This window comes from Synechococcus sp. PCC 6716 (assembly GCF_022570815.1).
Classification (GTDB): Bacteria; Cyanobacteriota; Cyanobacteriia; order Thermosynechococcales; family Thermosynechococcaceae; genus Thermosynechococcus; species Thermosynechococcus lividus.
On the sequence record NZ_JAKLTU010000001.1, the window covers coordinates 546,666 to 570,850 of the forward strand.

Annotated in this window: 23 protein-coding genes and 3 pseudogenes; 13 read left to right on the plus strand and 13 right to left on the minus strand. The window is 52.8% G+C overall.

Going from position 1 to position 24,185, the window contains the following annotated elements; all coding sequences use genetic code 11:
* Positions 1 to 37: 37 nt before the first annotated feature.
* A complete protein-coding gene (queG, locus tag L5220_RS02665) occupies positions 38 to 988 on the plus strand; it encodes a tRNA epoxyqueuosine(34) reductase QueG (protein WP_448515273.1) in 951 nt (316 codons plus the stop codon).
* A 179-nt stretch (positions 989 to 1,167) separates the two neighbouring features.
* Here the strand turns inward: queG and L5220_RS02670 are convergent, their stop codons facing one another.
* The 4 genes and pseudogenes from L5220_RS02670 to L5220_RS02685 all read right to left on the minus strand — a co-directional run.
* Entirely contained in the window at positions 1,168 to 1,326 is a 159-nt protein-coding gene (locus L5220_RS02670) for a hypothetical protein (RefSeq protein ID WP_448515272.1), read from the minus strand.
* A 113-nt stretch (positions 1,327 to 1,439) separates the two neighbouring features.
* Entirely contained in the window at positions 1,440 to 2,891 is a 1,452-nt protein-coding gene (locus tag L5220_RS02675) for a hypothetical protein (protein WP_499571387.1), read from the minus strand.
* 127 nt (positions 2,892 to 3,018) lie between these two features.
* Positions 3,019 to 4,209: a PP2C family protein-serine/threonine phosphatase gene (locus L5220_RS02680; protein ID WP_448526613.1), complete on the minus strand. Its 1,191-nt coding sequence runs from the start codon at positions 4,207 to 4,209 to the stop codon at positions 3,019 to 3,021.
* A 47-nt stretch (positions 4,210 to 4,256) separates the two neighbouring features.
* A pseudogene (locus L5220_RS02685) lies at positions 4,257 to 4,493 on the minus strand (IS1 family transposase); the annotation flags it as partial.
* 435 nt (positions 4,494 to 4,928) lie between these two features.
* Here L5220_RS02685 and L5220_RS02690 point away from each other — a divergent pair.
* From L5220_RS02690 to L5220_RS02710, 5 genes and pseudogenes are all read left to right on the plus strand, one after another.
* Positions 4,929 to 6,132: pseudogene (locus L5220_RS02690) on the plus strand (ISL3 family transposase).
* 30 nt (positions 6,133 to 6,162) lie between these two features.
* Positions 6,163 to 6,234 carry a hypothetical protein gene (locus tag L5220_RS02695; protein ID WP_499571456.1) on the plus strand — a complete coding sequence of 24 codons (72 nt, stop codon included), beginning with the start codon at positions 6,163 to 6,165 and terminating at the stop codon, positions 6,232 to 6,234.
* A 16-nt stretch (positions 6,235 to 6,250) separates the two neighbouring features.
* Complete coding sequence (locus L5220_RS02700) at positions 6,251 to 6,529, plus strand: transposase (protein WP_499571389.1); 279 nt, start codon at positions 6,251 to 6,253, stop codon at positions 6,527 to 6,529.
* Positions 6,530 to 6,600: 71 nt separating this feature from the next.
* Positions 6,601 to 7,062 (plus strand): hypothetical protein, encoded by a 462-nt coding sequence (locus tag L5220_RS02705; RefSeq protein WP_499571391.1) that lies wholly within the window; start codon positions 6,601 to 6,603, stop codon positions 7,060 to 7,062.
* 15 nt (positions 7,063 to 7,077) lie between these two features.
* Positions 7,078 to 7,455, plus strand: a pseudogene (locus tag L5220_RS02710) (hypothetical protein); the annotation flags it as partial.
* Positions 7,456 to 7,625: 170 nt separating this feature from the next.
* Here L5220_RS02710 and L5220_RS02715 read toward each other — a convergent pair.
* Positions 7,626 to 9,809: a GumC family protein gene (locus tag L5220_RS02715; RefSeq protein ID WP_499571393.1), complete on the minus strand. Its 2,184-nt coding sequence runs from the start codon at positions 9,807 to 9,809 to the stop codon at positions 7,626 to 7,628.
* 6 nt (positions 9,810 to 9,815) lie between these two features.
* Positions 9,816 to 10,943: an SLBB domain-containing protein gene (locus L5220_RS02720; RefSeq protein ID WP_499571395.1), complete on the minus strand. Its 1,128-nt coding sequence runs from the start codon at positions 10,941 to 10,943 to the stop codon at positions 9,816 to 9,818.
* A 93-nt stretch (positions 10,944 to 11,036) separates the two neighbouring features.
* Here L5220_RS02720 and L5220_RS02725 point away from each other — a divergent pair, with 93 nt between their 5' ends.
* Positions 11,037 to 11,195 (plus strand): hypothetical protein, encoded by a 159-nt coding sequence (locus L5220_RS02725; RefSeq protein ID WP_499571397.1) that lies wholly within the window; start codon positions 11,037 to 11,039, stop codon positions 11,193 to 11,195.
* A gap of 39 nt (positions 11,196 to 11,234) precedes the next feature.
* On the opposite strand, the gene L5220_RS02730 is transcribed toward L5220_RS02725, so the two are convergent.
* Positions 11,235 to 12,377 carry an RNA-guided endonuclease InsQ/TnpB family protein gene (locus L5220_RS02730; protein WP_499571399.1) on the minus strand — a complete coding sequence of 381 codons (1,143 nt, stop codon included), beginning with the start codon at positions 12,375 to 12,377 and terminating at the stop codon, positions 11,235 to 11,237.
* A gap of 79 nt (positions 12,378 to 12,456) precedes the next feature.
* Between L5220_RS02730 and tnpA the strand changes: the two genes are divergently transcribed.
* Positions 12,457 to 12,879, plus strand: coding sequence for an IS200/IS605 family transposase (tnpA, locus tag L5220_RS02735; protein WP_499571401.1), 423 nt, complete (start codon positions 12,457 to 12,459; stop codon positions 12,877 to 12,879).
* A 220-nt stretch (positions 12,880 to 13,099) separates the two neighbouring features.
* Here tnpA and L5220_RS02740 read toward each other — a convergent pair whose 3' ends face one another.
* From L5220_RS02740 to L5220_RS02750, 3 genes are all read right to left on the minus strand, one after another.
* Complete coding sequence (locus L5220_RS02740) at positions 13,100 to 14,149, minus strand: anthranilate phosphoribosyltransferase family protein (protein WP_499571403.1); 1,050 nt, start codon at positions 14,147 to 14,149, stop codon at positions 13,100 to 13,102.
* Entirely contained in the window at positions 14,130 to 15,044 is a 915-nt protein-coding gene (locus L5220_RS02745) for a LysR family transcriptional regulator (protein ID WP_499571405.1), read from the minus strand. The genes L5220_RS02740 and L5220_RS02745 overlap by 20 nt, the downstream gene beginning before the upstream one ends.
* A 443-nt stretch (positions 15,045 to 15,487) precedes the next feature.
* The gene (locus tag L5220_RS02750; RefSeq protein ID WP_499571407.1) at positions 15,488 to 16,027 is read right to left on the minus strand and encodes a (2Fe-2S) ferredoxin domain-containing protein; all 540 of its coding nucleotides are present in this window, start codon (positions 16,025 to 16,027) and stop codon (positions 15,488 to 15,490) included.
* A gap of 226 nt (positions 16,028 to 16,253) precedes the next feature.
* On the opposite strand from L5220_RS02750, the gene L5220_RS02755 reads away from it, so the two are divergent.
* The 3 genes from L5220_RS02755 to L5220_RS02765 all read left to right on the plus strand — a co-directional run bounded on the left by L5220_RS02755 (position 16,254) and on the right by L5220_RS02765 (position 18,561).
* Entirely contained in the window at positions 16,254 to 16,481 is a 228-nt protein-coding gene (locus L5220_RS02755) for a hypothetical protein (protein WP_448525138.1), read from the plus strand.
* Entirely contained in the window at positions 16,478 to 17,302 is an 825-nt protein-coding gene (locus tag L5220_RS02760) for a prepilin peptidase (RefSeq protein WP_499571458.1), read from the plus strand. Before L5220_RS02755 ends, L5220_RS02760 begins: the two co-directional genes overlap by 4 nt.
* A 434-nt stretch (positions 17,303 to 17,736) precedes the next feature.
* Positions 17,737 to 18,561, plus strand: coding sequence for a carbohydrate ABC transporter permease (locus L5220_RS02765; protein WP_448527116.1), 825 nt, complete (start codon positions 17,737 to 17,739; stop codon positions 18,559 to 18,561).
* Here the strand turns inward: L5220_RS02765 and L5220_RS02770 are convergent.
* From L5220_RS02770 to L5220_RS02780, 3 genes are read right to left on the minus strand one after another with little or no spacing between them, the layout of a single operon-like run.
* Positions 18,558 to 19,319, minus strand: coding sequence for a potassium channel family protein (locus L5220_RS02770; RefSeq protein WP_499571408.1), 762 nt, complete (start codon positions 19,317 to 19,319; stop codon positions 18,558 to 18,560). The two genes, L5220_RS02765 and L5220_RS02770, sit on opposite strands and share 4 nt — an antisense overlap.
* 2 nt (positions 19,320 to 19,321) lie before the next feature.
* A complete protein-coding gene (locus L5220_RS02775; protein ID WP_499571410.1) occupies positions 19,322 to 20,395 on the minus strand; it encodes a potassium channel family protein in 1,074 nt (357 codons plus the stop codon).
* Between the two features lie 17 nt (positions 20,396 to 20,412).
* Complete coding sequence (locus tag L5220_RS02780; protein WP_499571412.1) at positions 20,413 to 22,140, minus strand: succinate dehydrogenase/fumarate reductase flavoprotein subunit; 1,728 nt, start codon at positions 22,138 to 22,140, stop codon at positions 20,413 to 20,415.
* Between the two features lie 141 nt (positions 22,141 to 22,281).
* Here L5220_RS02780 and L5220_RS02785 point away from each other — a divergent pair, with 141 nt between their 5' ends.
* Both L5220_RS02785 and dacB read left to right on the plus strand, forming a co-directional pair.
* Positions 22,282 to 22,812 carry a GNAT family N-acetyltransferase gene (locus tag L5220_RS02785; protein ID WP_499571414.1) on the plus strand — a complete coding sequence of 177 codons (531 nt, stop codon included), beginning with the start codon at positions 22,282 to 22,284 and terminating at the stop codon, positions 22,810 to 22,812.
* A complete protein-coding gene (gene dacB / locus L5220_RS02790) occupies positions 22,793 to 24,184 on the plus strand; it encodes a D-alanyl-D-alanine carboxypeptidase/D-alanyl-D-alanine endopeptidase (RefSeq protein WP_499571416.1) in 1,392 nt (463 codons plus the stop codon). The genes L5220_RS02785 and dacB overlap by 20 nt, the downstream gene beginning before the upstream one ends.
* Position 24,185 lies beyond the last annotated feature (1 nt).

The following is a 24,185-nucleotide window of genomic DNA, read 5'->3' on the forward strand; positions in this document are numbered from 1 at the left end:
TCAACGGAGCTGGCTTTGGGCTCCATTGGAGGTGCCATTGATTTGCGCCGCCACGATTAAAGACTACGCCTATGGCTTGGGCGTTCATCGCGTGGGCATTGTTGATCTACGCACCTACTGCGATGATCATCCGTCAGGAACAGCGGCACTACGGCGCTGGTTAGCTCAGGGGTATCACGCAGATATGGCGTGGATGAGTGCCCCCCACCGCCAAAACCTGCAAGCGGTATTGCCCGGCGCTCAGTCGGTAATTGCTGTTGCCCTCAATTACTTTCCGGGAGCGTCTCCGCCTCAGGGCGATCGCCCGGGAAAGATTGCCCGCTATGCTTGGGGGCGAGATTACCACAAGGTTTTAGGAAAACGCCTCAAGGCTTTGGGACAGTGGCTTAAGGAGCAGGTTCCCGACGTTTCCTACCGCTGGTATGTTGATACTGGACCTGTGCAGGATAAAGTGTGGGCGCAGCAGGCGGGAATTGGCTGGATCGGCAAGCACAGTAATGTCATTTCTCGCCAGTATGGCTCGTGGATCGCCTTAGGCGAGTTGATTACAACCCTAGCCCTCGAGGGCGATCGCCCCCACCTAAATCACTGTGGCACCTGTACCCGCTGCCTAGAGGCGTGCCCGACAGGAGCCATCGTTGAACCCTACGTCGTGGATGCCAACTACTGCATTGCCTACCACACCATTGAAAACCGCCAACCGGAACTCCCCCCAGCGATCGTCCCTAAACTGGAGGGATGGGTCGCCGGCTGTGATATTTGCCAAGAGGTATGCCCTTGGAACCAGCGCTTTGCCCAACCAACTGATATTGAGGACTTTGCGGCGCGATCGCCCCTCCTCGATACCAGCCTAGAGCAACTGGCTACCCTCTCCGACGCAGACTGGGATCACCTCACCCGTGGCTCTGCCCTACGGCGGATCAAGCCGGCGCAGTGGCGACGCAATGCCCAAGCTCTTCTGGCTAATGCCCAAAGGAAGAGACCCTAGCATCCCTATTAGGCGTTGCTGAATAGACGTATGATGTTCGGGTTTGAGTCTTTTGCCGCCCTCACCCTAGCCCTCTCCCAACGGAGAGGGAACAAGACTCTTAGCTCCCTTCTCCCCAAGGGGGGATGAGGGAATTCATAGCCGTATTCAGCAACACCCCCTATTAAAGTCAATTAACTTCAATTAACGTAGCAATCACGGCTACCCCAGATGGTGGTTCGCTCTTTGCGGATGATGCTGACATCTGTGGCCGGGTCGCTATAGGTAGGGGTTGGGCTGGCAAACCCTTGAGCGGTTAGCTGTTTTTGCTCGAGAATGGCTTGCAACCGGGAACGCATATCTAGAGTCCTCAAAACATCTATACCCTTAGGATGCCAAGGACGGCAATAACTGCCAGTGATTGTGCCTTGCTCTCAAGGTGATTTTATCGACAGCAGTGGGTTGCTCCAGATCACAAGGGTAGCTCACGCCGCAGGGCAACGGTAGGACTTTCAGCCCCAGTGGCAGGATCAATGGCGATCGCCATCAAGGCAATGGTTCGAACTGTGGCTGGKACATCGATATGTAGCACCGCCTGCCACAGATCGCCATGGCGGTAAAAGTCAAACTCAACCAGCCAGCGTGGCCCAGCAATTAACTCTCCAGTGGCGGCATTGGTAATCCAAACTTTAACAGAGCATCCTCGCTGTGCTAGGGGCAAGTTAACCTTGAGGTGCAACGGGGAGACCAGCGGATCGGGGGTAAGGGAGAGTTCGGGCGGCTTGAGCAGATAAGGCGTGGTGGTCACGGTTGGTCTATCTTCCGGTGTAAAGTCTGGTGGCGGAGCTAACTCCGCTAACTGTTGCAAACGAGACCAAAATCGTTCTTGGCGATCGATCGGGAGTTGGGCTGGAGGGGGCACCGTGACTACTGAAAGAGGTTGACAAAAACTCGGGAGATCAACCGTTAAGGGCACCTTGGTGGGTTGCAATTGTGGTGGCAGTTGAAATTTAGCCGCAGGAACAGGTTCTAAGGGAATATCGGCCAGAATGGGTAACTGTGGGCCTGTGGCGATGAGGGAACGGGAGGCGGGTTCAGGGGAGTCAAGCTCCCTCGCGGGGGTAACGGGTTTGGGGGGAGGGCTCACCGTCTCTTCTGGTACCGGCAGCACCGTCACCATAAACGCCTGTACTTGGCACAGATCATTGCGTTCCAGAGGTTCACTCGGGAAGATCCGCGCTTCCCCCACCATCACTGGATAGGCGGATAGGTTGGGGAGTGTGCACGTAAACACCCATCCCGAGCCTTGGGCGATCGCCGCCACGGTCTGCTCATGCACCACATCGCGGGTAACGGGGTTGCGCAACCGAATGAGCACTGTTCCGGGTACCCCAAGGGTACCAGAAAGACTCAAGGTTTCATCGGCAAAAATCGTGTAGGCACTCTGGGACAGTTGGATAAGGGCTTGGGGCAACGGCGTGGCAGCGGCAACCCTAGCAGCCTCCTCCATCGTTGAACTGGCGGGTGAGGTGGTCGGCGCTGGGGAGGCCTCAGGGACAGGCAGCCAATCCCACTCTTCAACCGGGGCAAGAACATCAAGGCTAATGGTGAAGGTTTCAGGGGTCAGTACACCCTCTTGAGTTGCTCGACACTGAAATTCCCAGCGGCCTCCCTGAAGATAGGTAAAGGGCAAAATCCCCATTAGCCCCGTGGAACTACTGCGGTGAATGCGGCGCTGGTAACGCTGTTTAGGGACGCCATGATCATCGTAGAGGTGGGTAATTTGGACTTCAACGGACGTATCGGGAATTGGACAGCGCGCCATCAAGCGATAGCTACCCTCTAGTACCTCAGCCGATGGCGGCTCTAGGGGCAACCACTCGCGATCGCCCTCCTTTTGTAATAAAAATTCCCATGCACCCATAGTTGAACCATTACTTTCCCACTGCTTACGATATTGCATAGAAGACGCATATTTATGCAATCTCCACTGCAAATTGAGTGTCCTTGCCCGAACATCCTAGCCGGTAGCATGGGCGATCGCCAGAGCTTCAGCAACCGTGCAACTGAGCTTGAACAAGCGACACATCATCACTGCCAAACGCATAGGGAGCGGCATACTGCTGAACTTGGCGAATCAAGGCGGGCAACGAGGGCACGCCGTTCTGCTGATGGGCGTGGTGCAGCAGGTCTGCAAAGGCCTCTAGACCCCACACGGTGCTACTAGGGGTTTCAAACTCATAAATGCCATCACTAAAGAGGTAGAGCACAGCGTGCTCAGGAACCTGAAGGCTGTCTTCGTTAAAACTCATGTTTTCAAACATCCCAATGGGAATGCCTGCGGTTTTTAGCTGTTGGACGGAGCAGCTGCGATCGCTAGGGCTGACCAAAAGGGCAGGAGGATGCCCACCACTGGCGTAGGTGAGGAGCCGCGTTTGGCAATCGTAAATGCCATACCAAATTGTAAAGTATTTGTCGTGCTGGTCACTCATTTGAAAACCATTATTCAGCGCTTCGAGCACCTTTGCCGGGTGTTGATAGTCAACGGTGGCCCCTGCGTGCCGACTAGTGGCATTGCGCAAGAGATTCAAGACCGACACCGAGGGTAACGCCGCGCCAAGGCCATGCCCAGACACATCAAGGATATAGAGCACAAGATAGCGATCGCCGACCCAAAAGAAATCAAAACAGTCCCCCCCCAACTGGCTCGAGGGTAAAAAATAGTAATTGATTTTCAGGGGAGTATCTTGGGGAGCGGGCAGGAGCGATCGCACGTAGGCAGCAGCTTCATGGAGTTCTGCCTCAAGCAGTTGCGTCTGCTTCAGAAGATCCTGATTGAGTTGATAGAGGCGTAGCCCCGCTTGAATGCGCGCCCGTAACTCATTGGGATCAATGGGCTTGGCCAAAAATTCATCGGCACCCGCATCTAACCCCTGAATACGATCCTCTAATTCCCCCTTGGCGGTCAGGAGCACGAAGAAAATCCGCGATAGATCTGGGTTTTGCTTAATTTGGCGGCACACCTCTAACCCATCCAAGCCAGGCATCATCCAATCACAGATGATGAGCGCTGGTTTTGCTGTGGTGGCGATCGCCAACCCCTCAGCCCCATGACTTGCCACCGCAACACTGTAGCCCAAATCCTTCAGAGTTTTCCGTAACAGAAGACGAGTGGTGGGGTCATCATCAATCACCAGAATCGTGTAGGGCTGCTGAGCAGGAGTTGGGGGGGTGCCACGCATAAAACCGTGCTGAGGTTGAGGCTCATCTCTACCAGTGTACGGTAGTGCTAAACAGATAAGGATGCATTGTAGTGGTGGACGAAGTACCAACTGGCTCCAATATGGTTCTCCAGCTTTTTGGAAAATGATAGCGTTTTCCTGACTCAACGCGACACTCGCTGACGCAATCGGCAGTTAAACCACTCAATATCGCTGCTTTTGCCACTGTCTTGACCCACACTGTGATGTCGCTTGCTCGGAAAGACCTCAGCGTCAGCCAACCCAAAATCGGTGTAAGCGACTGCACGAGGTAACGTCGTCTTCCCTATCCTTACATCTTTAGGACCACCACTATTTCGCTAAAAAAACGCCCATCTCGGATGTCACGTGCTTCTGAATCTGCTCACGCACTGCTGCTTCAATGTCTCCCAAGTTCGTCATCTGCATCCTTGTGCAGCAGTTTGGCAAGGTCACGAACGTGATACGCAATGGCTTGTTTTTCTTCCCATGTCATGACCCATCATCCAGCAATTGAAGATGCCTCTATTCTGATTTTTCTGCTCAGAAGGTGACACGCTCCCGTGTATCCCCTAGGGATGAGCCTCTGAACTAACGCGATACATTAGGTATGTGCTAATAGCAATAATTAAGATTGAGGCAGCCAAAAGTAATAGGTCTAATGGGGTTTAGGTCTATCGGATTTGGTATGCTAATGTAACATGCTATACGAAATCTAAGATATGCAGCTACTTCTAACTGATCTACTAAACCTACCTGGAATTGAGGTTGAAGATTATACCGATGTTGCGGGAGAATTGATTCTTATAGTGGAAGCAAAGACAACCGAGGCGATTTGCCCACGTTGCCAACAAAAAAGTTGTCATTTACACCAGAATCATTGGCATCTAGTGCGAGATTTAAGCATCAGTGGACGAACCGTATTTCTTAAGATCAATCGTCGCCAGTTTAAGTGTCGAACTTGTGGTAAGCCATTCAGTGAAACGCTCGATTTCATCGGCAATCGTCGCAAGCAAACGGATCGATTTGGTCAGTCAATCGTGCAACAGGTTTTGCACAGCAACATTCATAATGTTGCAATTTCAAATGGTCTCACTGATGAAGAAGTATGGTCAATGGTACAGTATGTCAGTAAAAAAACTCAACGTCGATGTGAGTTCAGTAAAACGATTAGGTATAGATGAGATTTCCTTAGGTAAAGGACAAGGAGATTACATAGTTGTTTTGGTCGATTTAGAGCGGCGAATTCCCCTTGCCCCTTCTCGCAAGCAGGAAGATGTGAGGCAAGTGCTTGAGGCATGGGGAGCAGCAGTACTCAATCAAATTATTGAGGTGAGCATTGACCTATCTGGAAACTATAAAAGTTTGGTTCATAAACTCCTACCTAATGCTACGGTGGTTGCCGACCGATTTCATGTTATGAAGATTGTGAATCAGGAATTGGATAAGGCTCGACAAAGTATTTGTAAAGCGAATGAACAGACGGTAAATGAAGTCCAGAAAGCCCAGATTGCAGCCGCGCTCAAACAAAGTAAATATGCCTTACTCAAGCCGGAGGAAAATCTAACTCAGAAGCAAAAAGCAAAACTGGAAGAAGTTCGAGAAGTAGTGCCAAGTCTGGCTCGAATGCATCAGGAGAAGGAATCGTTTAGAGCCATCTTTGAGCAAGCAAAAGATTGGAAAGATGGAACCTTTCAATTGCTCGATTGGCTAGCTCAAGCTCAGGATTCTTTTCAAGAGAGCGTAAGAACAATTTGTCGGTGGTTTGGTGAAGTCACCGCCTATTTTGATAATCACACAAATAGTGGTGTTGTCGAAGGTATTAACAATAAATTGAAGCTGATCAAGCGGTCAGGTTATGGGTTCAGGAACTTTGACAATTTTCAGTTACGTTGCTTAATTTGCTGGCATTTAGCTATTGATTAAGCATAATTCGGACGATAGAGCCGCCTAGATATGTGGGGAGGGTTTCCCAAAGTTGTGGAGAAAATGTTTCCGAACGCAGTGGTAGTCATTGACCGTTTTTAGGTGATGAAAGCCGTGAATGAAGAATCAAATAGGAAATGAAGAGTTGGGTGGGATTGATGATCAGTCGTTGACGGTTGAGAAAGGGAAGCGTCGAATTCAACAATGGCTAAATCACGCACGAGCGGTTTACAATAAAGTAATCATGACGATTAGGAACCATTTAGATGGAATTAGCAACTACTTTAGAAACCGCATTACGAGTGGAGAAGTGGAGGGAATCAATAATCGTATTAAGTTGATTAAACGACAAGCATATGGCTTTGTAAATTTCAGTAATTTTTGTAAATTTCAGTAATTTTCGGGAGAGGTTGTTAGCTTACTTCTCTAATTAGTAAAAATTATTACCGCACTAACGGGAGAGCCTTTATGATTAAGCTTGATGAATGGGTAAAGAGTGTTCTAGCTCATCCTGTAACCAAGCAGCCTGCCAGTTTCGAGTCTTTTCAAAGAATTAATATTAATAGTACTATGTTAATAGATGCAAGGGTATTCTTGAAAAATACTTATGGTTATAGTGCATGGGCAGAAGGACAGGCGGCCTATGAAGCTTTTGCGGAAGCAGATAAAACCAGTGTAGAGGGATATAAGGCAGAAATAGAATATGACCGGCCTGTCTATGAGCATTACCAACTACAAGGTCGGATTCTCGATTGCGGTGGGGGAGCGGGCACTGTACGAGAGTTTCTTGCCAATGACGTAGAGTTTATTTCAACTGATCCTTGGATACATGCACCTTTTGCTAGTAGTTTGGCTCGTAAAGCAGCATACTCCTGCTTGAATCAACCATTGAATTTTATAGCGGCTACTGCAGAGTTCCAACCTTTTTAGACTGAGTCTTTTGATTGGGTGCATATGCGGTCAATGATTGATCATGTGCAAATACCAGACCTAGCCATGCTGGAAGCGAACCGAGTACTAAAAAAAGGTGGTCGTGTTCTGGTTGGCTTGTATGTAGAGGGGGGCAGGAGTGGTGTGGCCACATTGAAGCAACGCGCCAAGAGTTGGATTAAAGCTAGTCTGTCATTTGTTGGAATTCAGCGATGGAAAGATCATCATCTTTGGCATCCCACCTATAAAGAACTATTGAAACTGATAACTGATAATGGATTTATAGTTGAAGATACCTACTGGCAGCCTTACTGGAACGATATGGTTTGTTATGTTTGTGCTATAAAATCATCTGAAATGATAAATATAGCCTTTTCATCTATTAAAAAATGAACTTAGCAAATCAGTATCCAACGCATGAAGAATTCATTTAAGCCTGCTGATGTCCCGTTCCCTGTGCCACCATAAACAGCCCTGCTGAATGCATGTCCCACCTGTTTGACAGGTCGCTGCAACTCTGCCCTGTAAACCAGAAGTCTCGCCTCCCACCCATAAATTGATGCTCACTCCCGTACCACTACTCCTAAGAGATCTGTGGTGAAGAAAGATTCTTGTAAGGCGCGGCGCACGTTCATTGGGGATGACTGATGCAGCTTCAGCACCAATAGTGTTTGATCCACAACCGCTGACCATAGCTTTGCATCCACAGCGCTTAGCAGGGGTGGTGTATCTACAATTACCCAATCAAAGCGGTCGGCGATCGCCCCCATGAAACGGGTGAGCGACCCATGGCTGAGGAGGTGCACTGGGTGCTGTCGCAGTTGACCAGCTGTGAGGATGGTTAAACCGGCCTGTGGCGCAAGGCGATCGCTGGCTTCTCCCTGCGCTAACAGATCCGCTAAGCCTTGGCCATCATTTAAGCCAAGATAGCGATGTAGAGCAGGTCGCCGCAAGTCCCCATCAATGAGTAAGACGTTTTTGCCGGTAGCAGTGGCTGCCAAGGCCAAACTGAGGGCAACACTGGTGCGACCTTCACCATGGCTGGGGGAGATAATAGCAAGGGAGCGACCATGGCCTGCTAGCGCCAAGTTGGCGTAAAGATGATGGAACGCCTCTTGCACCTGTTCGTAATCGCCGATCGCTGGCAGCACTTGGGTCACCCGCCATGCCACATTACCAATCTTCGCTATCTGCTCTAGGCGGATGTTCGGTTGTCCTTCCGCCGTGGGGATACGCCCCAGTAGCGGCAACTTAAGGGTAGCCTGAACCTGTTCGACGCTGCTAAAGGTATTGTCAAAGGCATCTGCAATGACAACTACCAGAACGCCTACGGTGATGCTGGCGATCGCCCCAAGGAGCAGTAAATGCAGTCGCGAGACCGTTGGAATGACGGGAGTATTGTCAATGTCTGTGAGGAGCTGCCATGCAAAATTGTCTTGGGCAAGTTGTAATTGCACCACTTGCCGCGCCTTATTCAACCCTTCAAGGGAGTGATGAGCCGTGCGGATGCGGTTTTCAATGCGACCCAGTTTCGGTAATTGGCTGCTTAACTGCTGTAATTCTTTGGCGATCGCCGCTTGGGGAGCTGCCAGTTTGGCATCATAGCGCTGTTGGGTGTCGTACTCAATCCATGCCATCAAATAGTTGGTAATCAACGTTTGAGAGACAGTGCCCTGAAACCCTAAAGCGGTAGGATTCTCAACTCGATATCGTTCACCAATCACCTCAGCCGCAATGGTTTGCAATTGTGCCACCAGAGCATTGCGCTGCTCCTCAAGGGCAAGGAGAATGGGAGTCCCTTCGCGGAAAATCGCCAGATTTTCAGCAATCTGCCGATCCACGTCCTGAATCTGTGCCAGTTGCTGTTGATAGGCGGGGGATGCACTTAAGTTGGCAGCCGCTAGGGCTTCAGCGGGAGTCATGTTTAACTGTTGTTGGAGCCCTTGAAAGCGGCCATAGGCTTCTACAGCCTTGAGACGCGCTGCTTGCCGCAAGGAGTGGATTTGGCGATATTGCTCCGTCAATAGGCGCATCTGCTCCGATGGTTGCAGGCTGGCTCCAGTGGGTTGCACTGCCTGCAAGTCCCGTTGCAGTTGCTCTAGCTCCGTGAGGTGCTGTTCAATATCTTTGTTGATTTGGCTGAGGGTGCGTTCCAGTTGCTGGTGGCGATCGCGCTGGCCGTAAGCCATAAATGTCTCTGCCAAGGCGTGCAGCACTGCACTCACCCGCTCCGGATCGCGATCGCGATAGGTGACCTCAAGCACCTTCGCTGACTCTGCTTCTGTAGGACGCACCGGGCGAATTGTGAGCCGCTGACTCAGATCATGGGTAGAGGTCTGCATCTGCTCAGCCACCGGCGCAAGGACTTTATCGCTCCCAAGCACAACAATTTGCGTCCCCACATCCGACTGTGTAGGTATCGGTGGCGGTAAAGCAGGCTGAGATTCCGGTAGAGTGCCTGCCATCCCCTCTACAGCCGGCGAGTCAGGTAGAGTAGTTCTAGCGGGTTCAACCAGCAGCCGAAAACGCGCTTCATAGGATGGTGGGCGCAGTACCACGTACGTGACTGTGGCCAAGAATGATACTAAAACGGTTCCCAACAGCAACCGCCAGCGCTGCCTACAGCGATTCAAGAATGAATGCCGCCCCCCATTCGCCAACGCCCCCTTTGCACTTGGCAGCGGCATAGAGTGGGACGACGCGCCCTTTACCACCCGTAAATTAGGTACCTTTTGGGGCAATGGCATCAGTTACTACTCCAATAGATTGATGATAATGCCTAACGTTCCCAACGCCCCTAGAGGCCGCAAAGCATTCCCCACTGCATCCCCAAGCTGGGTCAAGCCCGATCGCTCCACCACAATCACATCTCCCTGCTGCAAGACCGGATTGCTATTCGCGCTAGGCTGCGCTGCCATACTAAAGGGAATCCGACGACGGCTCACTGTTCCATCCCGATTCAGACGCACGAGGGTGATGCGGGAGGTGTTGGCTCGCTGAACGTTAAACCCACCAGCGGCACCAATCCCTTGGGTCAGGGTAGCATTGGCAGGTACCTGCACTAACCCAGGCTTGAGCACCTCTCCCACCACCTGGACATTGATTACTTGGGGGGAAAAGGTGGCGGAGGCGACTCGCACCGCTTCAGCCGCATTCACCGTGGTCGCCTTGGGAATCACAATCACATCATCACTGCGCAGCGTAATATCTTGGGTGGCATCGCCAGATTGGATTAATTCCCAAAGATTAATTTTGGTGACGGCTGTTTGACCGTTTCCCAGTTGGCGGCGTACCTCAATATTGCGAATATCCGCATCTTGGGTAATCCCCCCTGCTTGTGTGAGAGCACGGCTCAGGCGTGGCCATGTCAACCCCCCAGACAAACCCAAGGTGTCGCCTGAACCCGCGCCAGCAGACACGGATACCCCGGTAAACGGCACAATATAACTGCCCGGTCGGGTCACCTCACCCGCCACAAGAATTTTCATGGGTCGGGGCGTTTGCAAAGACACGGTTACTGCTGGAAAACGCATGACTTTACTATACGCATTGAGGATCACCTGCTCCGCTTGTGGCACCGTGAGTCCCTCCACCACCAGCCGTCCCGCTAGGGGTAATACAACAGAGCCGTCAAGGTTAACCGTAAACTGTTTTTGGGTCGTCACACTCGAGGGGAGGTTGACTACTTCCACAAACAGAATATCACCAGCACCTAAGATATAGTCAGCAAGGGGATTGACGCCAAAGTTGTAGGTCGTTGGCGTGATAGGAGCCATTTGAGCCATTGTGGGGCGAGCTATCAGCGGGGTCAGGGTGAGTATGCCAGCGATCGCCAACGGTGTTGTTACTTGCTGCAGCATATTGAAGCGTAGGTGCCCCATCAACGTCTCCTCCTCATTAGTGCCCTTCGTTGGCACAACGCGCCCTTCAAAAACTCTTTTATCATATCTCTCGTTCCATCGTTGATTAGTGTCTTGAACTGCTCCTTAGATGGGATTGCTGCCCTTCAAGCAGTACGGGAACCGACCACAGGAACCACTGAAGACTTCTGCTGCCTAGTGGTTAACCCAGTCATTGCCCGGATGCTCAGTCGGGATCGCGATGAATTTAGTGGGACGCATGGGGTTTCGTGAACTGAACCCCGCCCTAGAAGGGCGAGGCTTCTACCCCGGTTAGGGGCTTAATTCCGGGTTCCCCGGTAAAAGACGAACCGCCTCTTGCAGGATATTCCATGCAGCGGTCACGTCGCGAACATGCTGCCTGCCGCACGATGGGCACCTCCACTCTCGGTCACTGAGCGTCAAATTGTCGTTCAGTGACCCGCAATCCCAGCAAAGCTTGGTGGACGGGAACCAGCGCTCAATGAATTGAACGGCAGCTCCGTACCACTTGCCCTTATAGGTGGTGTAAACGTGCAGCGCTCGGATAGCAGCATCCGAAACAGACTTGGCCAGGCAGTGATTCCTCAACATGCCTTGAATATTCAGCGTTTCCAGCCCCACCAGTTGGTTTTCCTGGGTGAGTTGGTAACTGATTTTGTGGGCTAGGTCAGCCCGCTTAAAGGCCACCCGCTCATAGGCGATGGCCAGCTTTTTCTTTACCTTCTGCCAGTTGTTACTCCCTTTTTGCTTAGCCGCCAAAACCTGTTGTAACCGCGAAATCCGTGCCTCCGCCTTGCGAAAGTAGCGGGGTGCCGTGACCTGGTACTTGACGAACCCTTTCTGGTTGACGCCAACTACTAAGTCCTTCAGGCCGCTATCAACCCCCACCCTGTCTAGGGCGGGGTCGATCACCGGGTCGGGGACGTTCACCACACAGGAGAACGAGACCCAGTACTTCCCGGACGGACTGCGCGAAATCACGATGTAGTTGACCTTATAGGGATAGCACTGTTTGTCGTGCTGCCCCACGGGCCTGTGCCACACCACCTTGATGCCGCTGGCCAGTTTCGGAATGTGGAGCTTTCCCGCTTCGTCTACAAACCAGTTCTGGGGCACCTCAAAGCTGTTTTTAAGGTGCTTCGTTTTGAACACCGGAAACCCGCCAAGCCCTTTGCCCCATCGAGCAATAGCCGAGGCCAGATTATCTACGGCGCTTTGGAGTGACTGTGAATTGGGGTATTTCAGCCACGCAAATTGCCGCTTCAAGTCGGGCAGCATCACCTTGTACTGATTCTTATTGAACTGGCGCGTTTCCTTGAACAGCGCCAACATCCGGTTGTAGACAAACCGCACACAGCCAAAGTGGTGAGCAAAGCATTGCTCCTGTTCCTGATTCGGGTAGATGCGAAATTTGTAGGCTTTGTTAATCAGCATGACTGTAGTGCGTCCGTCCTAAAAACTATACTATAGGTATGCAGTTACCGGCAATATGCAGGGCAAGGGTTTAACCGCTATGAGGCAAGATGGTATACAGGTCAAGTCAACGCGCCACGCCAAGTATCAATCAGGGCACCACTTTGTCTGGATACCCTTTAAGCGGCGCAAAATCTTTCGGGATGAGGCGATCATTGAGGCCACGAAGCGGTATATCCGAGAGGCGGCGGCGAACAATGACATTGAGATTGAGGCCATCGAGATTGACCGCACCCTGATAGACCACGTTCACGTTTTTGCATCATTCCCGCCCAGAATGTCAGCGTCTCAAGTCGTGAACATCCTGAAAGGCTACAGTTCACGGCATCTTAGGATGGAGTTTCCCTGGCTGAAGCAGCTCTACCAAAAAGATCAGCTTTGGGCCAGGTCGTTTTATTGGGGAACCTGTGGCAATGTGTCGGCTCAAACCGTTAAGCGCTATATCGAGGAGTGCCAGGGTTGATCAACTCTGCCGCTTTGCAGCGGCGCGGGAACCATTCTGTATCCCCGACCTGAAGGAAGGGGGTTTATCTGGTTCCCGTGCCCTCCATTTTCTATAAAAGCTTATTGACACAGCCATGATGAGTTCCGTGTTGACAATCCCGCCGCTTTAGACGGTGGACGTGTAAGTGCTTATCGTTTCATCACCTGTGACAGACGATGTTCTCTTCTGAACAGCAACATCAAAGTTGTTCTACGACAGCTTGCAGTCGTTGACAGTGCTGGCGAACGGTACCACTACACAGCAGGTCTTGGCTGAGCGCCATCCCCTCTGTTAAGGTTGCTGCCTTTCCCCCTTGCCACAGATAAAACCCGCTATTCCAAAGGACTGAAGCAGTTAAGGGGTGTGGCTCACCTGTTAATACCTGCTGCATGGCCTCACCTGCCTCGCTGAGAGTCGTCCAAGGTATATTGCTGCTATTCATTCCGTAGTCTTGGGGATGGAGGCGTAATCGCTGCCACGACTCGGGCTGGTGCCGTCCTAAGCCAATAATCGCGGTGCGCTCCCGGGGTAAGTCACAACTTCCCTCCAGCCCTTTAACGGTCGTAAATTCTTGAACCCCGTGGAGATATAGGGTATCGCGGATGATAGTTTCGGTGGGGGGATGGACAAAGCCAGCCACCAGATGGCTTGCCCCTTGGTAAGGATTCCAGATTAACTCAAGGGTGGCAATGGGTGGGCGTTTGCCAATTTGCTCGCGGTAGGGCACAAGTCCCTGAGCCGCAGGGAAGTGACGCGGTAAGTAAACAAACCCCAGATGCGCTTTTGCCAAACAGATTGACACCTGCTCAAGGGGCGCCCGTGACCAGTCCACTCCTAGGGCGCGCCAAAGATCAATCAAGGGAACGCCTTCCTTGGTGGGCATACGATCGCCCCCATGCTGTAGCACCGGAATACCAGCACTCGCTAAGACAAGAGCGGTTAAGGGACTCAAGGGAAAGGTGCGATCGCGCCCATCGTAGGGCTGGCTCAGGATCATCACTGGCGAGGCACTCTCAATAGCAGCCACCTTGGGGCCTAACTCTTGGTAGGTATCTAGCATCCCGGCCATTTCGGCAGCGGTGGGGCGCTTAATGCGATGGGCAATCAGAAAAGCACCAATCTGCGCTGGGGTTGCTGTTTGCTCGAGCATCAGTTTCAGCGCCATGGCCGCCTCGGCGCGGGTCAAATCTTGGTGGGTATGGGCACCACTGCCTACTTTCTTCAGCAGATTACGAAAGACGCGACTCATGGGCAGCCTGCTGGCGAATGAGGGTTAACAACTGGGCCATGGGAGGCAAGTTCAGGCGATCGCGCGTGGTAATGGCCAAAACTTGACGGTCGGGCGGTGCCACTTTAGCATCAAGGTGACGAATCACCAAGGTATCATCATTCACGGCATCTTTTAGCGCCGATCGGGGCAATAGTGCCAACATGTCACTTTCGCGAATGACAGCAATAAAGGCATCGGGGGTATTTAGCTCTAGGGCTGGTTGCCAAGGGAGATTGCGGCGGGCAAACTCCTCTGCCACTAAGCGGCGCATCCCATACCCATCCTTAAAGACGACGTGGGGATACTGGGCTAGGGTCTCCCAAGTTAGCGCAGGGTGACAGGCGAGGGGATGCTGCGCCGCCATGAGTACCTCGACAGGTTCACTGTAGAGGGGTTCAATCACCCATTCCGACTGCTTAAAGAGATGGCGATCGCCCATCACAATGATCAGATCTACCAAGCCATCCTGAAACACCTTGAGGGCGCGATCGCTCCCTAGGGCAGTCACCCGCAATTGCATCTGCGGAAAGCTCTGATGAAACGTTGGCAACAAGGTAGGTAAAAAGTGGCGACAGATAGAGTGAATAGCCGCAATACACAGTTCATGTTGCTGACCGTGCTGCATCGCCTTCAGTTCAGCACTGGCTGCCTGCCACTCCTGCCAAATCCTGTAGGCACGCCGAAGAAACAGATCCCCCGCCACCGTCAACTTGGCTCGGCTAGACCGATGGAGAAGCTGAATGCCTAAGTTATCTTCTAGGGCTTGAATTTGCCGACTAATGGTGGGTTGGCTGACCCCACACCGCTGAGCCGCAGCCTGAAAGCTACCAGTTTCAGCAACCGCCAAAAAAGACTGCAACTGATCGAGTCGCATAGTTGCTATCGTGTTCTCCTTAAAGGATGAGCGTTATTTAGCTCAATTGTGAGCTTTTACTCTATGCAATTTTTGTATTACAAAGGGTGTTCCTTGATACGGTTATGCAGGATGTTTCTCTACCATTTCGTGAGTGTTCGTACCAAGCGCCAGCCATATCCACGGATTATTGGCCTTGGTAGCCACATCCAAGTATCAGGCATGCTATTGAGTCCTTCAGCCGCCCTTTTGGGGTGTTACCTGCACAGGGCAAGGAATCGGCATATTCATACATCAGTATGTAACCATCTCTTAAGAGTTGCCAATTGTGCCGTTCCTCCTCAGAAGCTTACAGCAAAGGGAGATACAAATTCAAAGGAGGTTGCTCTGACATTAGCCCCTGTCGCTTGGCTGTTAAGTACTTCTTGAGGATTGCTAGAAGAGATTATGCTGGTTGCTTATCCCTAGCCGTTCGAGGTTGCCTGCTGCTGCACCAATGCTTTGATCTGCTCGGCGTTAGCATGGGTTACTCGTTTTTTCAGTGGCAGAACCACAACCGCAGGGCCTCTTTTACACTCGCCAAGGCAACCAGTAGCTTTTAAACATATCGGTAACTCTTGCGCGATCGCCTCCTGCTGCAATTCTTGCCACAGTTGTTTTGCCCCGCGCCGACAACAGGACGACTTCTGACAAATGAGCACTTTGCACCGAGGTGTGGCAAGAGATTCTGATGGTTGGTTAACTGCTAAAAATTCTAAATGATGTGCCTTACAGTAGTACGCCGTATCAGACCCCTTACAGCAACGATCGCCATAGATACGGAGGCGATCGCCCACCCTAGGATAGGGATGAAGTTCTTGACGCAATGACTTTTTCAGCTTAATCCACAGGAGTCGCCCGGCTGTTTCCAAGACAAGAACTTTAGGAAGTGTCTTTTTATAGATCACCTCTTGCACCGTGCCTTCAACACTCACTTGCGGCGAAACTACTACAGCAAGAGTCATATTTGCCAGTCTCTATTAATAGTTATTCTCAATAAATTAACTCTAGCATAGCCAGAAACATCTGGTAAGGGGTTCAAGGAAATAGCAACACCAAAGGAGCAGAACGATTACTGTCCCACCCGTTGGATGGCTTTTGCATAGGATGCCAGCTTCCACAGAACTGATGAATGGTTCCAAACCAGCAACAATACTTCATCTATCGTTCGATTGCCGAGGAGTGGGGCAAATGCAAGTTCTGCCGACCATTGAGACCCTAGATACACCGTTATTAGCTGCCGCCCAATCCATTTATAATCTCTATCAGCAAGTGCATGGGGTGAGTCCCTCCCCTGCGGGTGTAGCGGTAAATCGGCAAACCCTGCGTGGTCATGTTGTCTTTACTCCCCAACCCGTGCTTCTCCCCCAAGAGTGCTTTATTCCTTACCATCACTTACCAGAAGTGGCCAGCCTATAACTGCTCTTACCCTCTTTACCCTCAGTAGCTACAGCCTCATCTTTTTGCTGGGGACTGCCGTGGGCAGTTTTCTGAATGTAGTGATTTACCGGATGCCCAACGGGCGATCGCTACTGTATCCGCCCTCCCGCTGTCCTGCCTGTCTGACATCCCTGCGAGCCTACGACAATATACCGATCCTAGGTTGGTTGCTGTTGCGGGGGCAGTGTCGCTATTGCCATGCTCCAATTTCATGGCGCTATCCAGCGATTGAGCTGCTTGTTGGCCTCCTATTTGTGGTCATCTTTGCCGTCAGCGGTTGGCAGTGGCAAACCCTAAAGATGTGGCTACTAACCGCTTGGCTGTTGGCCTTAGCATTCATTGATCTCGATACAATGATGCTGCCCCATCCCCTCACCCAGTGGGGACTGGTTGCCGGTCTGATCATGCAAGGCTTACTTGCAGGGGGGTGGCTGCCTGCCTTGGTTAGCATTAGTCATGGCATAATCGCCGCAGCGCTAGGCATTTGGCTTTTTGATCTGATTCGCTGGGGAGGGGCGATCGCCTTCGGCCAAGAAGTCATGGGGGGAGGTGATGGCAAGCTCGCTGCCATGATCGGTGCATGGTTGGGCTGGCAAGGGCTACTGGTCACTTTCTTTATCGCCGCACTACTGGGTGGCAGCGTCGGCGGGCTGGGAATTGCCCTTGGTTGGATTCAACGCCGTCAACCCATTCCCTTTGGTCCTTTTTTAGCCATAGCTGCTATCATTGCCGCCCTCTTCGGGGCTGATCTCATACAGTTTTATGTGGACACCTTTTTGCCCGGAGTCAGCATTCCCTAAAGAAGCAGGCAAAAGCCCCACTGCTATAAGGAAGCCGCCCGAACGAATAACTGTCCAGGCGGGGTGTGGTGTGAGGAGTGAACGGAAACGTGCGTCTCCGCTATTTCTATTGTAGGGGACAGTTTCAGAATTGCCATAGGCAAATTGACGCAAAATCCGCAAATCTTTAGGCTAATTTAACTTGGTGTCGCGGAACTCCTACCGATGCGGTGGGCTAGTTCATGGCGATGGCAAGTTCATTGCGATCGCCCTTAGGGCAGCAGAGAGTCAATATACAGGTACAAGGCCGAGCCTTCTGGGGATTAAGCTAAATAGAGAGGTTCAAACGAACAAGCGATGGAAACCACAACACTGGATTGGTTAGCGGGTGCTCTGGCGATCGCCATCGTCATTGGCGGCCTACTGATGATGTTTACTAATTTGTGGACGCAGCGATGAAACAGTGGCTGCGACTGGGATTGACCTATGGGCTGCTAATACTTTTAGCCCTTGGGATGCTGTTGCCCCTATTCTGGCTTGTGAGCACGGCCTTTAAGTCTGCCAATGAAGATATTTTTGCGTTCCCTCCCCAATGGCTGCCTAGGGAACCAACGTGGCAGAACTTTGTCACGGTGTGGCAGACGAATCCCTTTGGGCAGTACCTGTTCAACAGCACCCTCGTTGCTGGTTTGACGGTTGCCTGCAACCTGCTGACCTCTGCCTTGGCGGCCTATCCTCTAGCGCGGTTGCAGTTTCGCGGTCGGGGGGTCATTTTTGCAGCGGTGCTGGCCACTATTATGATCCCGTTTCAGATTGTCATGATTCCGCTGTATATTTTGGCGGTGCAGTTGGGGCTGCGCAATACCTACCTTGGGGTTATTCTCCCGGGGTTGGCCTCCGCCTTTGGTATTTTTCTGCTGCGGCAGGCCTTTATGGGAGTTCCCAAAGAACTGGAAGAAGCAGCACGGCTCGATGGCTGCTCGGAGTTAGGATTGTGGTGGTTTGTGATGCTACCCGCCGTCCGCCCAGCCTTGGTCACCCTCGCTATTTTTGTCTTTATTGGCGCTTGGAGCGATTTTCTGTGGCCGCTGATTGTTCTCGATCAGCCGGAGCTTTATACATTACCCATTGGCGTGGCCACCTTGGCAGGCACCTTCTCCCTCGATTGGCGGTTAATTGCCGCTGGCTCAGTGATTTCGGTGGTGCCCGTTTTCATCGTGTTTCTTCTTTTGCAACGGTATATCATTCCCTCCGCAGCAGCGAGTGGCGTAAAAGGTTAAGAGGGTAGCCCCCGCCCCCGATAGCGCATTTGGTAGCGGTAGGCATTCTGCTGGAAAAAGAGTCGAATTTCCGCAAGGTGACCAAGGGCAATAATCGTATCGGCAGGCTCTAGCAAAGCGGTCAGGGGCGGATGGGTAACCAGCACCCCGTTGGCACGGCGCAGGGCAACAATAATAAAATGACCCCGCCCACGGCCTTCGAGGTCGGCGATCGCCAGCCCCACCAGTGGCGAATCCAAGGGCAGGGTAAATTGCTCAATTTGCACATCCAGTTGGGTCAGCAGTTCAATCAGATGACTGCGCTCCTCCTTGGCCTCTAAAAAATCCAGTACCGTGGGTCGAGTAATGAGTTGCACCATCCGCTGGGCACTAATACTTGCTGGCAAAATCACGTGATCTGCCCCTGCAAAGCGCAATTTTGATTCTGTGGCTGGTAAGTCGCCCCGCGCTAAAATTTGCAGCTTATGGTTGAGGCGGCGAGCCGTGAGGGTAATAAACACATTACTGGCATCATCGGGAAGCACCGCGACTAAGGTTTGCGCCTGCTCAATACCTACCGCTAGCAACTCGTTCTCATCCATCAAGTCATCGCCACGGTAAAGGGGATGCCCCATCTGTTGCGCCAGACGGACGTGCTCCCGCTGGTTATCAATGACAATAAACGGCAGCCCAGCACTGGTTAAGTCGGCAGCCAAACTGCGGCCAAGAAAGCCGTAGCCACAGATAATCACGTGATTGCGCAGTTCCGGGGATGCCATCGTTAACCCCGTGCCCCCCGATACTGTACTTGCCCGCGGGAGCTAACTTCGCGCACCAGTTTAGGAGTGTCATGGGAATGGCCTAGCAAAATTAGGGTATCCCCCACTTCCATGATGGGATTGGCGCGTACTGGAAACAACTGGCCGCTCCGTTTACGCAGACCGATAATGATGAACTCCCCTTGGCCGCGCACCTCTAAACTGGCTAGCCGCCACCCCACATAGGGATACTCGGAGGTAATGTCTAGCTCGGCCAATTGGACATCAATTTGGTTTAAGAGTTGGTTCAGTCCTTGGCGATCGCCAGTTTGTTCGAGGAAATCAATCCCCCGCGGGCGACGAATGAGGTTAGCCATTTGGGTCGCACCAATGCGAGTGGGTAGCACCACATGATCAGCACCGGCCATGCGTAGCTTTGCCTCCGTTGCCGGTAGATTGGCTCGCGAGAGAATCAGCAACTCGGCGTTAATATGCCGTGCCGTTAAGGTAATAAACACATTCATCGTATCGTTGGGCAGCACCGTAGCAAGGGCGATCGCCCGGTCAATGCCCACCACCCGCAAGGCCGCTTCTTCAGTAGCGCTGCCAAGGTAGGCCAAATAGCCCAGCTTCTCCGCCAGACTAATGCGTTGCTCATCCACATCTAAAATCACAAAGGGGGTTTTAGCGTGGGTGAGTTCCTGAGCCATCACCTGACCAATACGACCAAACCCGCAAACAATCACATGGCGATTCAGCTTGCTAATGTCCCGCGCCGCCCGGTGCACATCCAAGAGACGCTTGATTTCACCCTCAGTAAACATTTGCAGAATTGCACCGACAGTATAGATAGCTGAGGCACTGCCCGCCACAATCACAATCATGTTAAAGATGCGCTGCTCTGGGGTGATGAGGGGGCGCACCTCACCGTAGCCTACCCCAAAAACGGTGATCACATACATATAAAATGCATCCAGCCAGTTCCAGCCAAAGCTGACATACCCGATTACCGCCACAGCCATCGTCAATAAAAAAAAGCCAATGCCAACAACAACACGCTTCAGCGCGGGAGTCAGGGGGCGGCGTTCCGAACTCATACCTATCGCTAACGTCCTTAGTAGGTCCGTTCTTGGGGGGCAAACAGCGTCATCGTAACGGGGAAGTAATCAATGGCAACAGCGTCCGGGCGATAGAAAGCCAACGTGTGGCACAGAAAGTTAGTGTCATCTCGTTGGGGATAGTCCTCGCGGAAGTGGGCACCGCGGCTTTCTTGGCGGGCTAAGGCACCCGCTAAAATAACCTCGGCAACCACCAGCAGGTTCGCCAGTTCTAGGGCTTCAAGGAGTTCGGTGTTCCAATACCGGCTGTGATCTCCTAAACGGATCTGCTGATAGCGAGATTTTAATGTCTGTAATTCTTGCAAGCCTTGTTGCATCAATTCTGCTGTTCGGAACACACCGCAATAGTTGGTCATGCAGTCTTGCACCTGCTGCCGGAGGTGGGCAATGCGCAAGTCTCCTTGCTGAGCAAACAGTTGCTCAAGGTGTTGTTCGGCTGCCTGACGATAGGGCTGGGGGTTGAGGTCTGGCCAAGCGAGATGGGCTAAATCTGTGGCGATGGCGGCACCGGTACGCCGCCCATAAACCACGCATTCCAGTAAGGAGTTACTGCCCAAGCGGTTAGCACCATGCACCGAGACACAGGCACATTCCCCCGCTGCATAAAATCCGGTGACAGTGGTGGCAGCATTGGCTCGCACTTGCCCCCTGAGGGTAACGGGAATTCCCCCCATGGAATAGTGCACGGTGGGACGCACGGGAATTGGCTCCACCACTGCATCAACCCCTGCTAGGCGGTGGGCTTCCTCCCAGCAGAAGGGAATGCGGCTCATGATCGTGTCTCGTCCCATATGGCGCAGGTCTAGATAGACAAACGGGCCACCTGCAGTGCCATCGGGGTGAATGCCGCGGCCTAGGCGGATTTCAGTAGCAATGGCACGGGAGGTAATGTCCCGGGGGGCAAGCTCCATGCGGCTAGGGGCATAGTGCGCCATAAAACGCTCTCCCGCCGCATTGATCAGGTAGGCGCCTTCGCCGCGCACAGCTTCGGAAATGAGCACCCCTGCGGGATACAAGCCGGTGGGATGAAACTGCACAAATTCCATATCTTCGAGGGGCAGCCCCGCCCGTGCGGTCATGGCTAGGCCATCCCCCGTTGAGGCAAAGTCATTGGAGGTGGTATTGAAGACTCGCCCATAGCCGCCGGTGGCAAAGAGGATAGCCTTGGCGCGCAGCACCTCAAGCCGACCCGTTTCAATGTGGTAGGCCACCACCCCCTTGGCCTGCTGATCTTCAACAATGAGCTGCAGCACATACCACTCGCTAAAAAAGGTGACGTTATACTTCAGCAGGTTGCAGTACAACTCGTGGAGAATGGCGTGGCCAGTTTTGTCAGCGGCATAGCAGGTGCGTTGATGGCTGTGGCCCCCAAAGGGGCGCTGGGCAATGCGACCATCCGGCAGCCGTGAAAAGAGCACCCCCAAGTGTTCTAGGTCAATCACCACATCGGGGGCATCTTGGGCTAGGATGGCGACAGCATCTTGATCCGCTAAAAAATCGGATCCTTTGACGGTATCAAAGGCATGGCTCTCCCAAGAGTCTTGATCATCGACGTTTTTGAGGGTGGCGGCAATTCCGCCTTGGGCAGCAACGGAGTGGGAGCGGATGGGATGGGTTTTAGCCACAAGGGCAATGGGTGTATGTGGGGCAAGGCGGCAGATTTCCAGTGCAGCTCGACAGCCGGCTAGGCCACCACCGACAATAACTACCGCAAAGTCTTGCATCCCCAGTTCCTTCAAGGCAGCTTATCTCTATCTATACTAGGTTGGTTTTTGGCGGGATGGGGGTAAAACTGTAGCAAAACCAACTTGCGAGCTTGGTGGTGAATCGTTAAACTTTCAACATTGAGCGGGAGGCAGCGTTCCTTGAGTCCGTTTTTTCTCCAGTATGGGAATGGGTGCGGGGTGCGGCACTGGCAGTCGGACGATCGCCCCGCGGTGATTCAATTAATCCAAAGCGTCCTCACAGAATTTGGCCTCACTTGGCAGCCGGAGGGTGCGGACTGTGATGTCATACATGTTGAAGACTACTACCAGCGTCGTGGGGGGCAGTTTTGGGTTGTGGAGCAGGCTCAGGAGATTGTGGGCACCATTGCCTTTTACCCTATTGAGCGCGGGGAGGCGGCGGTGGAAATTCGCAAAATGTATCTGCATCCACGGGTACGGGGTCAGGGGTTAGGCACATTTTTGCTGCACCATATCGAGCAGGCCATTCTAGGGGCGGGGTATCGCACCATTTGGATTRAAACCGCCTCTGTGATGACCACAGCAGTGCACCTTTACGAGAAAGCAGGCTACCAACCCACCAGTGGTGTTGAAACCCAACGCTGCGATCGCGTCTATGTCAAGGATGTGCGCTCCCATACCGTGGTGTCCATTGCACCGGTATCTTGCTAGGGGGCTAATTGCCGCGATCGCCCTGGGGCTAGGGTCTCCCGCTCTGGCGAGGGCGATCTGTCCTGCCGAGTTAGGGACTGCCATTGAGCGCCATCTGCAGCAGCCCCAGTGGCAACCCGGGCAGTGGGGGATTGCGGTGCAAGTGTTGGGGACAGGGGCAGTGCTCTACAGCCACCAAGCGGACAAGCTGTTTTTAGTGGCCTCGAACGTCAAACTGACAACGACTGCGGCGGCTCTTGCCTATTGGGGCGCAAATTATCGCCTAGAAACAGTGATCAGTGCCACGGGGCGATCGCCCCAGCTTGAGCGGTTGCGGGTTCAAGGGGGCTTTGACCCCAGCCTCAGTGACCAAGACCTACAGCAAATTGCCCGTACCTTAGCGCAGCAGGGGGTGCAACGCATTCAAACTCTAGAAATTGCCGGAGCACAGAAGACATGGATTGAGCCAACGTGGGCGCTGGAAGACCTGAAGATGGGCGACGCAGCAGCGGTCACCCGCTTGAGTGTGAATCAAAACGCCCTTGAGATCGATGCCCTGCCCCAGCAGTTAGGGCAGCCCCTGACCTTGGTATGGCGGCAACCTGCTGCCGCCCGCTCGTGGCAGCTTGTGAACCAAACCCGCACCGTCCCCACCAGTGAAGCGGAGTTCCTTGAGGCGGAGGTGGGCGATCGCCAGATCACGATTCGCGGTCAACTGCATGTGGGCAGCGCCGCGGGCGATATTCGTGTGCCCTTGCCCCAGCCCGCCTCCTACATCCAAGGGCAAATTGAACAGGCACTTCAGGCGGCAGGCATCACCGTTGAGGGCACCACCCTCATTGAGGCCACGGATCATCTGCCAGAGGTATTGCTGCGCCATGGCTCACCTCCTATCGGCGAGCTTATTGTCCCCATCAACCAAGATAGCGATAATTTCTATGCCGAGATGCTTTACGTTGCCCTTGAGCAGGCGCGTTCTGGGTATCGCCAACAGTATCTGGACCAACAGGGGCTTGGCACTGTGGTTTTAGTGGATGGCTCCGGGCTCTCGCGCCAAAACTGGCTGACCCCGCGCGCCTTAACGACCCTTTTGCAAGGGGTCTATCGCAGGCCAGATTATCCCCTCTGGTGGCGATCGCTCCCCCTAGCCGCAACGTCGGGCACCCTACGCAATCGCTTTCAGGGTACCGCTGCCCAAGGACGAGTCTGGGCAAAAACCGGCACCCTGCGGGGGGTGGTGGCCTTGGCAGGTTATGCCGCCCCTCCCCATCATCCGCCCTTAGCCTTTAGCATTGTCCTCAATCAAGCCGGAACCCCAACCCCTCAGCTGCGCAATGGCCTTGATGCCATTGTGTTGGAACTCATCAAACTGGCCAATTGTGCACCCCAATAGC